This window comes from Acinetobacter sp. V102_4 (genome assembly GCF_031799005.1).
Taxonomy (GTDB): domain Bacteria; phylum Pseudomonadota; class Gammaproteobacteria; order Pseudomonadales; family Moraxellaceae; genus Acinetobacter; species Acinetobacter calcoaceticus.
The window spans coordinates 214,818-227,392 of the sequence record NZ_JAVQNR010000032.1 but is presented as its reverse complement, the minus strand read 5'-3'; the positions used below and the strand labels follow the sequence as shown (position 1 = coordinate 227,392).

General features: G+C 40.2%; 13 protein-coding genes and 1 pseudogene. 6 read left to right on the top strand and 8 right to left on the bottom strand.

Going from position 1 to position 12,575, the window contains the following annotated elements; genetic code table 11:
- Positions 1-138 precede the first annotated feature (138 nt).
- Together RMB13_RS03625 and RMB13_RS03620 are read right to left on the bottom strand one after the other, a co-directional pair.
- Positions 139-876: a dienelactone hydrolase family protein gene (locus RMB13_RS03625; protein WP_080028042.1), complete on the bottom strand. Its 738-nt coding sequence runs from the start codon at positions 874-876 to the stop codon at positions 139-141.
- Positions 877-1,050: 174 nt separating this feature from the next.
- Positions 1,051-1,209 (bottom strand): DUF1328 domain-containing protein, encoded by a 159-nt coding sequence (locus tag RMB13_RS03620; RefSeq protein WP_000490267.1) that lies wholly within the window; start codon positions 1,207-1,209, stop codon positions 1,051-1,053.
- Positions 1,210-1,404: 195 nt separating this feature from the next.
- Here RMB13_RS03620 and RMB13_RS03615 point away from each other — a divergent pair, with 195 nt between their 5' ends.
- The 3 genes from RMB13_RS03615 (at position 1,405) to RMB13_RS03605 (ending at position 4,516) form a co-directional block, all read left to right on the top strand.
- Positions 1,405-1,863, top strand: a complete 459-nt coding sequence (locus RMB13_RS03615) for a YcgN family cysteine cluster protein (protein WP_311084432.1) — start codon at positions 1,405-1,407, stop codon at positions 1,861-1,863.
- Between the two features lie 109 nt (positions 1,864-1,972).
- The gene (locus RMB13_RS03610) at positions 1,973-3,145 is read left to right on the top strand and encodes a PQQ-dependent sugar dehydrogenase (protein ID WP_311084431.1); all 1,173 of its coding nucleotides are present in this window, start codon (positions 1,973-1,975) and stop codon (positions 3,143-3,145) included.
- Between the two features lie 105 nt (positions 3,146-3,250).
- On the top strand, positions 3,251-4,516 hold the full coding sequence (locus RMB13_RS03605; RefSeq protein WP_003654262.1) for a replication-associated recombination protein A: 1,266 nt from the start codon (positions 3,251-3,253) through the stop codon (positions 4,514-4,516).
- Between the two features lie 27 nt (positions 4,517-4,543).
- Here the strand turns inward: RMB13_RS03605 and RMB13_RS03600 are convergent, their stop codons facing one another.
- From RMB13_RS03600 to dapA, 5 genes are all read right to left on the bottom strand, one after another.
- Positions 4,544-5,395: a formate/nitrite transporter family protein gene (locus RMB13_RS03600; protein ID WP_311084430.1), complete on the bottom strand. Its 852-nt coding sequence runs from the start codon at positions 5,393-5,395 to the stop codon at positions 4,544-4,546.
- Between the two features lie 311 nt (positions 5,396-5,706).
- The gene (locus RMB13_RS03595; RefSeq protein ID WP_056481964.1) at positions 5,707-5,910 is read right to left on the bottom strand and encodes a hypothetical protein; all 204 of its coding nucleotides are present in this window, start codon (positions 5,908-5,910) and stop codon (positions 5,707-5,709) included.
- Between the two features lie 190 nt (positions 5,911-6,100).
- Positions 6,101-6,820, bottom strand: a complete 720-nt coding sequence (purC, locus tag RMB13_RS03590) for a phosphoribosylaminoimidazolesuccinocarboxamide synthase (protein ID WP_311084429.1) — start codon at positions 6,818-6,820, stop codon at positions 6,101-6,103.
- A gap of 36 nt (positions 6,821-6,856) precedes the next feature.
- Positions 6,857-7,462: a lipoprotein-34 precursor (NlpB) gene (locus RMB13_RS03585; RefSeq protein WP_080028370.1), complete on the bottom strand. Its 606-nt coding sequence runs from the start codon at positions 7,460-7,462 to the stop codon at positions 6,857-6,859.
- 15 nt (positions 7,463-7,477) lie between these two features.
- The gene (dapA, locus tag RMB13_RS03580) at positions 7,478-8,371 is read right to left on the bottom strand and encodes a 4-hydroxy-tetrahydrodipicolinate synthase (RefSeq protein WP_005037855.1); all 894 of its coding nucleotides are present in this window, start codon (positions 8,369-8,371) and stop codon (positions 7,478-7,480) included.
- A gap of 329 nt (positions 8,372-8,700) precedes the next feature.
- On the opposite strand from dapA, the gene pncA reads away from it, so the two are divergent.
- The 3 genes from pncA (at position 8,701) to RMB13_RS03565 (ending at position 11,844) form a co-directional block, all read left to right on the top strand.
- Positions 8,701-9,345, top strand: coding sequence for a bifunctional nicotinamidase/pyrazinamidase (gene pncA / locus RMB13_RS03575; protein WP_311084428.1), 645 nt, complete (start codon positions 8,701-8,703; stop codon positions 9,343-9,345).
- A 40-nt stretch (positions 9,346-9,385) separates the two neighbouring features.
- A complete protein-coding gene (locus tag RMB13_RS03570; RefSeq protein ID WP_045433988.1) occupies positions 9,386-10,324 on the top strand; it encodes a bile acid:sodium symporter family protein in 939 nt (312 codons plus the stop codon).
- A 176-nt stretch (positions 10,325-10,500) separates the two neighbouring features.
- Entirely contained in the window at positions 10,501-11,844 is a 1,344-nt protein-coding gene (locus RMB13_RS03565) for an MATE family efflux transporter (protein ID WP_311084427.1), read from the top strand.
- Between the two features lie 15 nt (positions 11,845-11,859).
- Here the strand turns inward: RMB13_RS03565 and RMB13_RS03560 are convergent.
- Positions 11,860-12,329 (bottom strand): annotated as a pseudogene (locus RMB13_RS03560) (DUF523 domain-containing protein).
- Between the last annotated feature and the right edge of the window lie 246 nt (positions 12,330-12,575).

Sequence of the window (12,575 nt, the reverse complement as noted above, 5' to 3'; positions counted from 1 at the left end):
TAAGACTAGGCTTTGCTCTAGCTCAACGGGAGTATATTTATTGAAGTATGGTTTAAAAAATACAGTAAAAATATTGCAAAGTCATAAACATTTAAGGGAGCAAATGCAAATAAACAATTTGCTCCAAATTCGCTTCTTTTATTTTAAAGTACGTTCTAATAAAGCGTACATTTTAGCAAGGCCTTGTTTTTCCGCTTCGCTATTGTAGCCAAGGTCTACACCGTTCGCTTTAGCTCTTTCATCTGCAAGCGGGTTACTAAAGCCATGTTTAGCACCTTCTAAAACCACTACCTCGTGTTTCACCTCAGCAGCTTGCATCTCTTTTTCAAAATTAGCAACATCTTCTAAGGTGACCATACTGTCTAATTCACCATGAAGAACTAATATTTCACCTTGAATGTTGCCTTTTTGAGCAGGTGCCTTAGGTGTTAGCGTACCATGGAAGGTTGCAACTGCTTTTAGGGGAGCACCTGAGCGAGCAAGGTCTAATACCACTTTACCGCCATAACAAAAGCCAACAGCTGCAAGTTTTTCACCGTTTACTTCTGGTTGGGCTGCAAGAGTTTGAAGTCCAGCATTTGCGCGAGTGGTGACAGTGTCTAATTCTTCAAATGTCTGCATCATCCATTCATAGGCTTGAGCTGCAGTAGTTGTGACTTTTTTATCACCATACATGTCAATTGCAAGCGCAGCATAACCATGTTCAGCAAGCTCACGCGCACGTTGTTCGGTATATTCGTTACGGCCCCACCATTCAGGAGCAACAATCACACCCGCAACAGGTGTTTCACTATCTGGAGCAGCGAAGTAACCAATTAAATGGCTGCCATCTGGTGCAGTATATTGAATTTCACGGGTTTTAATTGCTGTACTCATAACCTTAATCCTGAAATTTAAAGAGATTTAAACACGCTTGATTAAAGCATAAAAAAATAAAGTAATATAAATAACTATGTAAGAATCTACATCAAAAGAAAAAGTTAGAAAATTTTTTGCAATAAAAAAAGAAGGAAACTGGTTCCTTCTTTTTTATATATGGTCATGATTAAATTAAGTCCTGCCTCGCGAAATGAACCCAATTACAGCAAGAATTACAGCTATAACTAATAAAATCACGGCAAAGTCTTTAGATAACCCTGCAACACCACCAAACCCTAATAGACTGGCAATGAGTGCAATCACTGCAAAAATTATTGCCCAACGGAACATATGCTGTCCTCCTACTTATTTTTCATTGTCCTTTAACTATATAGGGTGTTTTTTGCACCGAATGTGTCGTTTATGTGGTTGAAATGTATATTAAACAATCATTTTGTGATGTTAGGAATACAGCTTCTTTTTTCGTACAGATCACTTCAATGCTATACTTAGATACTGTTTTATCTCATCTGCTGCTAAAAAATTATGTCTACCGAGACCTCACTTCGTCCATTGTTTTGGAAAAATTACACGCTTGAGCAACTGACTCAGGTTGAGTGGGAGGCTTTATGTGACGGGTGTGGTTTATGCTGTCTGGTAAAGCTAGAAGATGAAGATACGCATGAAGTCGCGTACACCAAAGTGGCTTGCAAGCTGCTCGATTGCAGTACGGGTCGTTGCTCGGACTATTCTAATCGTCAGCAGCAAGTGCCTGACTGTTTGCAATTAACGGTAGAGTCTTTAAAAACAATTCACTGGTTGCCATCAAGCTGTGCCTATAAACGCTTGAATGAAGGTAAAAATTTACCCTCTTGGCATTATTTAAATACGGGTTCTCGACAAAGCGTGATGAATGCGAAAAAGTCGGTTGCAGGACGTTGTATTTCTGAAGTTGATGTCCATGAAGATGATCTAGAAGATTACGTTGTACGTTGGGTACGTTAAGCAGATCTGCATAAGCATTTTTAATTACAGCGTATAATAAAGTAACACTTTTATCGTAAATTTTTTGCTGATCTCCGTTATATAACAATAAAAACAAAAGGAGATAAGAATGATGAGACGACTAGCAGCCCCGTTATTATGTAGTAGCTTTTTTTTGTTAATGGCTTGTGGTTCTAATAATACCAATTCAAAAAATCTTGAACAAAACACCTCTGCTAAAACAGAACAATCTAATTCAGTCAAACAATCTTATCAGGTTGAAACAGTTGCACATTTTGATGAGCCTTGGGCAATAGCAAGTTTGCCAGATCAGCGTTTATTAGTGACGGAGCGCCAAGGTAAATTAAAAATTTTTAATCCTAAAAATAAGCAAATGCTGGATGTTTCAGGAGTACCTCCAGTGAGTTATGGCGGGCAAGGTGGTTTGGGTGATGTAGCTTTACATCCCAACTTTGCGAAGAACTACTGGATTTATCTGAGCTATGCAACAAAAGGGCAAGGTGGGTATGGTGCAGCCATTTCACGTGCAAAATTAGATTTGTCCAACCCTAATCAACCTAAACTTACAGATGTGAAGCAGATTTGGCAGCAAGTACCCAAAGTTTCAGGTCAAGGCCATTACGGACATCGCATGGTTTTTGGGGCCGATGGAAAACTTTGGGTGAGTTCAGGTGAACGACAAAAGTTTGACCCTGCCCAAAACATGAAAAGTAACTTGGGTAAAATCTTGCGTCTAAATGATAACGGCTCAGCGGCCACAGGTAATCCTTTTTATCAGCAAGGCGGGGTAACTGCTGAAATATGGTCGCTTGGGCATCGTAATCCGTTAGGCATTGCATTTGACCCTCAAGGGCAACTATGGGTTGTTGAAATGGGCCCGAAAGGCGGTGATGAGCTTAATATCATCAAAAAAGGTGAAAATTATGGTTATCCAATCGTTTCAAATGGAGATCATTATTCGGGCCAACCTATTCCAGATCATCATACTCGCCCAGAATTTAAAGCACCTGAAATTGACTGGACTCCTGTAATCTCTCCATCGAGCTTGATCATTTATCGCGGACAACAATTTCCGGCATGGCAAAATAAGGCTTTAATTGGAGGCTTATCTTCCGAAGCGATTATTGTTGTGGATTTACAGCATAAACCTGTGAAAGAAGTGCAAAGACTAGATATGAAGCAACGTATTCGTGGTTTGCATGAAGCACAAGACGGTTCAATTTGGGTCATTGAAGATGGTTCAAAGGCACGCTTACTTAAGCTGACTAAGAAAGCATCTTAAGGCGATAAAACCGCCTGTAAATAAAGGCCGTGTCTCATAGATTCAAATTGTAGATTTCTGTGAGACACAATAGACTATAGATAAAAGACGATAAAGCTATTTGAAATGTCAGACACCCATATTCCACTTCCCGAACGCCTACGCCCGAGAGACTTGTCTGAAATTATTGGGCAAGATCATTTATTAGGTGAGAATGCACCACTGCGTCAAATGATTGATCAGGGTCATTTACCTTCTATTATTTTTTGGGGTCCGCCGGGAGTTGGTAAAACCACAATTGCTTTGCTGTTAGCTCAGGCGATAGACCGCCCATTTGTGAGCTTATCTGCGCTGAATACGGGTGTAAAAGAATTACGTGAAGTCATTGCAGAAAGTGGTGATTTACTGACACCCGTAGTATTTATTGATGAAATTCATCGTTTTAATAAATCACAGCAAGATGCTTTATTGGGTGCAGTTGAGAAAGGTAAAATTACCTTAGTTGGAGCGACCACCGAGAACCCGTCTTTTGAGGTGAATAGTGCGCTTTTATCACGCTGTCAGGTTTATACCTTAAACAGTCTAGATAGTGAAGCGATCCAGACTCTCATTAATAATGCACTTCAAGCCGATAAATTTTTAAAAGAACGCTATATTCATATTGAAGAATACGATGCTCTCATTCAATTTGCTGCAGGAGATGCCCGTAAAGCGCTTAATTTACTTGATCTGATTGCCAGTACATTTGAACCAGAGATTGAAAATACCATTACCAATGCGGTTGTGGTGAAAGTAGCACAGCAAAATATTGCACGTTATGACAAATCTGGGGAACAGCATTACGATTTAGTTTCTGCCTTCATTAAATCGATTCGGGGCAGTGATCCAGATGCAACCCTGTATTGGATGGCACGTATGCTCAAAGGCGGAGAAGATCCAGTTTTTATTGCTAGACGTATGTTGATTGCAGCCTCGGAAGACATTGGAAATTCTAACCCAAATGCATTATTACTTGCTGGTGAGTGCTTTCGTTCTGTACAAGCGGTGGGTATGCCTGAGGCTCGAATTATTCTGGGCCAAACGGCGGTTTATTTAGCAACGAGTGCAAAAAGTAATAGTACCTATTTAGCGATTAATAAGGCCTTGGAACTTGCTGATAAGACTGCAAATTTACCTGTGCCTTTACACTTAAGAAATGCGCCGACCAAGCTTATGAAGCAGCAGGGTTACGGAATTAATTATCTCTATCCTCACGATTATCCTGAGCACTTTGTGCTGCAAGACTATTTGCCGCCTGAGTTAAAGGGAACCAAACTCTACGAGTCTGCGAGAAACAAGCGTGAAGTTGAAGGTGAGCGCTTGCAACAACGTAGATGGCAGCAAGAACAGTAATAACCTATTCGTTTTATCAAGCTGCACCTAACGATGATCATGCTGTTCCAGCTCTTCAGTCACCTGACCATAAATCAGTAGCGTGAACACGCCTGTACCACCAATAATATTGCCAATGGTGGTTGGCACTAGAAAAGTAAACAGATATTCCTTAATGGAAGCCTCTCCTTGCCAGACGAGATAGGACATTTCGGTAGAGCCAACCACTACATGGGTAAAGTCACCTAGTCCTATCAGATAAGTCATGAAAAAGATGAGCAGGAATTTATTACTGACTGAGGGCAACATCCAGACCAATGCTGCAATTAACAGCCCTGACATAATACCTTTGAGCATATTCTGGGTTGCAGAAAAGGAACCTACATGATGGGCTAGCTCATCGAGTGCTTGGTCAATACCGGGAGTAAACAGGTGAGTAGTTAGGAAAAATAAACTCGCTAAACCTGTTCCAATCACATTGCATAGAATCACAATCCCCCATAAGCGGCCTACTGCTCGTAATTTATCGAAGGTAAAGGGCTTGAATAAAGGTACAACTGTGGTGATGGTATTCTCGGTAAAGAGTTGCATGTGACCCAAAATAGCGATCAGGAACCCAATGGTATAACCCACATTGGTAATTAAATCGGTCCAGATCGCATCAGTCGGGAGATAAGAAGCAATAATCGCTTTAAATACAAATGAAAAACTGATGACCAAACCTGCGGCAATCCCTGAAAAGATCAGCGCAGCCGTCGGGCGATCCAGTTCCTCGGCACCATCGCGGCGGATAATTTCATAGACCAAACGGGGTGACAGCTTCTCATGTTCTTCAACCGCTATTTTTTCACGCCAACTTAAGGTTTGATCGACTTTTTCTTCCTCTACTTTATGATCCATCAGGTTTACTCCTCACTGAATAAATATTTTATATTTCTAATTTTTATTTATTGTTAAGGCAGTGTTCAGGATAAATCCAGTCTATTCCTAACAGCTTTGTGTGTTTTTTTATAAATCGAATGATGCGGCGGTAGCAAAGAAGCAAAAATAATGCATGAACAAGAGTGATCAGCCAGATACAAAGGAAGATTGAGAGCACTTTGGGCTACAAGACGATTTACTGCCTGAATTAAAGGGAGGCTATAAGGCCGCAAGAAATAAGCAGGAGGTGGGAAGGTGGGCGCTTGAAGCAAATTATGCAGCCATACTAGTTAGAATAAGGTGTAGGTTCTTAAGGTACGAATAAGCGCCATATAATCGCCTTGAGAAGCCTTGGAAATTACTGATTCAACTTCTGCCTGAGTCCAGCCTTGTTTTAAAGCCGAGCTGCTAAAGTTCGTTAATAACACCAACGGATTTTCACCAAAATGGATTGGATGATTCATTAATCTCTTTTCAAGCTTAGATATTTCCATAGGTCTACCCTAGTTTTAAATTTAATTATTGTGAAGTACTTAATGTTTTTTTAGATTTTAGTGTTTAAATTTAGGTTTGTGCAAGTGCTAATTTATTTTAATAGACAAATCTGTCTACATTATTTATTTTCTAAAGTACTTAATGTAAAAAAACCGGGCTAAGACCCGGTTTTTCATGAAGTTTGACTGATTAGATGTCAGATAAATCTACGCCTAAACGAGCAGCAACTTCTTCATAAGCTTCAACAACACCGCCTAAACCTTGACGGAAACGGTCTTTGTCGAGTTTCTTCTTAGAGTCTTTATCCCATAGACGGCAACCGTCTGGAGAGAACTCATCACCAAGCACGATACGGTCATGGAAAACACCGAATTCAAGCTTGAAGTCCACCAAAATCATGTTACCTTCAGCAAATAATGCTTTTAATACATTGTTTACTTGGTAAGTTAACACTTTCATTTGCTCTAATTGTTCAGCAGTCGCCCAACCTAAAGCAATTGCTTGAGATTCGTTAACCATTGGGTCGCCTAGACCGTCATCTTTATAGAACAATTCAAATGTAGGAGGAGTTAACTCTTTACCTTCTTCTACACCTAAACGACGGCATAGAGAACCAGCTGCGTAGTTACGAATTACGCATTCAACAGGAATCATTTGAAGTTTTTTAACAAGCACTTCAGTTGGAGAAAGCAATTTTTCAAAATGCGTTTCAATACCCGCAGCAGCAAGTTTTTCCATGATGAAGGCGTTAAAAAGGTTGTTCACCTTGCCTTTACGATCTAGCTGTTCGATTTTTTCGCCGTTGAACGCAGAGGCATCATCACGAAAGACTAAAATCAGATGGTCGGCATTGTCTGTTTCATATACAGATTTTGCTTTACCAGTATAGAGCAAGGTTTGTTTTAACATGAGGGAACCTTTTTAAAAAAAATGCCTAGTAAACGACTAGGCTGGCCAATTTTGGTAAATCTGGTTTAACACTTCAGCAGCCACATCTGGACTTGCAAAAGTGTTGTCTACATTAAATAGAGCAAGAGTATGACTTGAACCAACACCAGTCAGCTTAAGCACATAAGTATTGTCATTTACTTTAATCGTCGCCTGATTGCTGCCTTGGGCGATGATGTTGTAATTTAAAGTACTTAATGTCGCTTTGGCGTATTGCCAGATCTCGGTCGTATTCCCATCAATTTTTAATAATGGGTTTTTATTACCGTCGGTCACAAGCTGAGGGCGTCCAAGCGCGCTACCAGTTTGAGCAGATGCATCTGCTGTTGCGTTGCCGCCCTGCGTTTCTTCAGGACGCGGCAATGCAAAACGGTTACCACGCTTGTTTTCAAATTTAGGCGCATGCTCAATAGCGAGCTGGTCTACAGTTGGGGCAGGATACAAAGGTGTCGCTGGTCGTACAGTTGCATCGGCAGGATACTCAAGCGGGGCAAGTTGCTTGGCATTTTTATAATCTAAAGAGTGATTATTAATTGCGAAGCGACCACAACCAGCTAAACTCAAGGCTGAAACTGCAAGGACTAAACCAAGACGTAATTGCATCATAAATTGCTCTTATTAAATAATTCCCGCATCGTTTAGGGCATTGCGGAGAGGTTCGCGATATTGCTCAGCGAGAGGAGTGAGTGGTAAACGAATACCAGTATCAATCAGTCCCATCTCATGTAGTGCCCATTTCACAGGAATTGGGTTTGATTCGCAAAATAGAATATTGTGTAAATTTGCAATCTTATTGTTAATCGTCTTCGCTTGTTGTTCATCTTTGGCAATCGCAACAGCACATACTTCGCTCATGGCTTTAGGTGCAACATTTGCTGTAACAGAGATATTGCCGTCTGCACCAAGAAGCATAAGTTCCCATGCAGTTTCGTCGTCACCTGAATACACAGCCATCTTGCCGTCTAAAGCATCAATTAAAGCTTTACCACGAGGTACGTCACCTGTTGCGTCTTTAATACCGACAATATTAGGGATCTCTGCTAAACGTACAGCTGTATCGTTTGCAAGATCTACACCCGTACGGCCAGGTACGTTATAAAGAATAAGTGGTAATTCTACGGCTTCAGCAATCGCTTTATAGTGTTGGTAGAGGCCTTCTTGAGTTGGCTTATTATAATATGGCGTAACAAGTAAGGCTGCATCTGCGCCAAGATCTTTAGCAGCTTTAGTTAATTCGATTGCTTCACGGGTTGAGTTTGCACCAGTACCGGCAATAATTGGAATACGTTTATTGGCTACACGAATAATTTCTTTAATAACCTGTGTGTGCTCTTCCATGCTCAATGTTGAGGCTTCGCCGGTAGTACCGACGGCTACAATACTGTTTGTACCTTGTTCTATGTGCCACTCAACCAGCTTCTCAAGACCCTTCCAATCTACACCACCATCTTTCAACATTGGTGTGACGATTGCGACGATTGAGCCTTGAATGGTCTGTGCTTGCTGAGTCATTTTTAAAAATATCCTATTTATCCATCCGAATCTGAGGTAAGAAAAACAAAATGTGGGATGGTTGCAGTATTTTGATTGTCCAGTTCTAACAATAACAGATTGTTGAATGACAATTATGCAAATTATGACTGATCAGACGCATAAGAACAATACGCCTAACGGATAATCGCTATGTAAACTTGAGGAAAAGATAGGATGTATTCGTATTGCAGGGGTGAGAAGGGTTCGTAAATATAACAATACAGCTTGATTCAACTGAGCCTTACTTAATATTGGCTTTTTTTATGGCAAGATAGAATGCAATTTTCCCTGTTGGGATTGAAGATGACATGAAAATGAATAAACAACCACAAAATGCGGCTTTAATCGTAGTTGATGTACAAAATGGTTTTACACCGGGTGGAAATTTAGCAGTTGCTGACGCCGACACAATTATTCCAACGATTAACCAACTTGCTGATTGTTTTGAAAATGTTGTTCTGACGCAAGACTGGCACCCAGATAATCATATATCTTTTGCACAAAATCATTCGGGCAAGCAGCCATTTGAAACTATTGAACTTGCCTATGGACCGCAGGTGCTTTGGCCTAAACATTGTGTACAAGGTACCAAAGATGCCGATTTTCATCCTGATTTAAATATTCCGAAAGCTCAACTCATTATTCGAAAAGGCTTTCATGCTCATATTGATAGTTATTCGGCTTTTATGGAAGTAGATCAGTCCACAATGACTGGTTTAACGGGTTACTTAAAAGAGCGTGGCATTGATACGGTGTATGTGGTTGGAATTGCGACCGACTTTTGTGTGGCATGGACTGCTTTAGATGCAATCAAACAAGGTTTTAAAACTTTAGTGGTTGAAGATGCTTGTAAAGGTATTGATTTAAATGGTTCTTTAGAACAGGCATGGCAAACCATGCAGCAACAAGGGGTTGTCCGTATTCAGTCTACGGATCTGTTGAGTGAGCGCTAAGTCTATTGCTCTAGTATTTTAATTTTTAGGGAACGAAAGTATGTCAGCATTACTGCGCTTTACCCAATTTATTCAAAAAACTTTTGCCCTATGGGTGATTGTTTTTGCAGCATTGGCGCTATGGCAGCCTGAATTTTTTGTCTGGCTAAAAGCTTATATTCCATGGATTCTGGGCATTATTATGCTTGGCATGGGAATGACCATGACCGTAGACGACTTTAAAGGTGTACTACAAAGTCCTAAAGCGGTGTTGATTGGGGTAGTGGCACAGTTTGTGGTCATGCCGGGTTTAGCATTTGTCTTATGTAAATTATTTCAACTACCCCCTGAAATCGCGGTTGGAGTCATTTTAGTGGGATGTTGCCCCGGTGGAACGGCTTCAAACGTGATTACCTATATGGCTAAAGGCAATGTGGCTTTATCGGTGGCCTGTACTTCAGTTTCAACACTTTTAGCGCCTATTTTAACTCCAGCAATTTTCTATCTGCTTGCTAGTCAGTGGCTAAAAATTGATGCAGCTTCTATGTTCGTTTCAATTTTGCAGGTGGTACTGCTTCCTATTGTAGTTGGTCTGATTTTAAGAACATGGCTAAAACGTCAGGTCGAGTCCTATATTCAAGTCATGCCTTTAGTTTCAGTGATTGCAATTGTAGCAATTGTGGCAGCCATTATTGGTGGGAGCAAAGCGGCTATTCTACAGTCTGGTTTGCTTATTTTGGCTGTGGTGATCTTACATAATGGGCTTGGATATTTGTTGGGTTTTGCAGCAGCACGATTCTTTAAATTACCTTATGCCGATAGCAAAGCAATTGCTGTTGAGGTGGGTATGCAGAACTCAGGCTTAGGTGTTGCTCTTGCAGCGGTACATTTTGCGGCTTCCCCGATTACAGCAGTACCAAGTGCGATTTTCAGCCTTTGGCACAATATTTCTGGGCCTGCACTTGCGACTTATTGGGCGAGTAAACACAAACAAGAATAACTGTATAAACAGCATACATTACAAAAGAAGGCCAAACGAATAGTTTGGCCTTTTCATTTAAAACAAATTTTATGGGAGCTGAATTTAGAACTGGTATGTCTTTTGCTTTGGATTGATGCACTAAAAATAACGTGAATATGAGTATAAATCGCAAAGAAAAATAAGGTATTTCCTAGATGAACCAGATTTTTAAATTATTTATTCCCATGCTCTCAAGCAATTTAATTCTAGTGTTAAGTGGATTGATTGATATTGCTTATGTAGGGCATTTTAGTAATGACCATGTCGCCGCATTATCGGTGACCTTATCTTTATATACAGTGATTTATGTCATTGGTATGGGGATTCTGCAAGGTGTGATCCTCAAGCTCTCGGAAGCTTATGGTTGCCACAACATACCACGCATTCGTCAGATTTTTATTCAAGGCATCTGGCTGATGTTATGTTCAGCATTGATTAGTATTGGCTTGCTTTATTTGTTCCGTGATTTACCAAAATTGTTTGGTGCATCTGAACATGTCATTTCAATTACTAAAAACTGTATTTGGGCTTTGGTATTTATTTTACCTGCGCATTTACTGATGCGTTTATTTACCGCTTTGTCTCAGGTCACTGAAAATGCGCATAAGGTTTTACTATCAGATAGCATTTTCTTCATTCTTAAAATTATTTTGTCCTATCTTTTAATTTATGGTGTCGCTTTATTTTCAATTCCGCCACTTGGTGCGATAGGGGCTTTGTTAGCCACTCTCATTGTACGGTGGTTTATGTTGGCTGTTTATTACTTATTTTTTCTAGAGAAAAGCTACATCTTTATTGAGCATCCCGAACGTTCGGTTGAAGATAGCCGACAGAGTCTGCGGATGATTTTAAAAATAGGGATACCGACCGCGATCTTGGCGTTGATGGACGTCGTTGCATTTTGTTCGGTTGCTATTCTGATTTTGCCTTTTGGAAGCGTGGTGTCAGCAGCCCATCAAATTGTCGCAAGCACCAGCGGGTTCATGTTTATTATCCCTTCCTCCATTGCCTCGGCTTATAGCATTTTGGTGTCACGATCTATGGGCAGCGGGAACATGGAAGAAGCAAATAAAATTGCCAGACAAAGTATATGGGTGATTATGGCGGTGAGTGGCAGCCTGTCCCTGTGCTTATGGTTAGAGCGGGACTTAATTGTTACTTTCTATTCAGATGATTTGGCCGTACAAATTTTAGCTGCATCCTTGTTGTTGATTGTCTGTATGTTTCATTTTCTAGATGGCTTAATGGCGTTATTGACCTCTTTATTACGCTGTTGGGATGTGTCGATTTTACCAATGCTGATTTTCTTGGTCGTGGTGTTATTTTTCGGATTAGGCGGTGGTTGGTGGATGGCGTATAAAGGACTGCATTGGCAGAATATCTCGATTTCTGCGATGGGAGTTTATGGTTTTTGGTGGATGGCAGCTATAAGTTATTTAGTGGCTTGCCTATTGAGTGTCACCTGTTTCCGTTTTAGAAAACAATTAAGAGGGTTTTGAGTGAGCAGACAACCATTAAAGAGGATGGGTTGCTAACCAATCTTCAATCTCGTTTTCAGAAATCACCTCAAAACCATGGCGCTGTAAAAGCGCTGTGGTAATCCCAACTCCCGTAATTTTCTCTCCTTGAAAAGTGCCGTTATAAATTTTTTGACTACCGCAAGACGGACTATTTTCTTTTAAGACGACACAGCTTGCTTTTATGTCTGTGCAATTTCCAGAGTGCGGTAAGCACCTTTTAAATATAAATCTGTTACATCTAAACCAGATGAATCGGTAATTTTTGCTTTGCCATCTAGCACATCTTGTCCTGTACCTCCCACAATTTCTGCGGGTAAGCGCGGAGTGGTAAAACCACCTAATAACTCTGGACAAAGTGCATGAGCTTTTTTATTGAGTAACCGTTGCTTAAGTAAAATATTTAGGCAAGATTTACCGTCATAACGAACAGGTTCGCCAATTAAACATGCGCTGACTAGAAGCATAGTTTTCCAAACTCAAAGCAGGTGAGATTTTTGAAGATTAAGAATCATAAACAGAATATGGAATATGACAATTCATTTTAAAAACAGACAAATTAAAAGATTACTAAAATTATGCAATTCATAATTAAGTTATGTATTGCATAATTTAATTGTTTTTAGTAGCATCTGTTTTAAGGTAAATGGCCATTGGAGATCCAACAAGGATGTTGGTCTCCATAAATCTATAAATGATTTTAGGAAAAGACG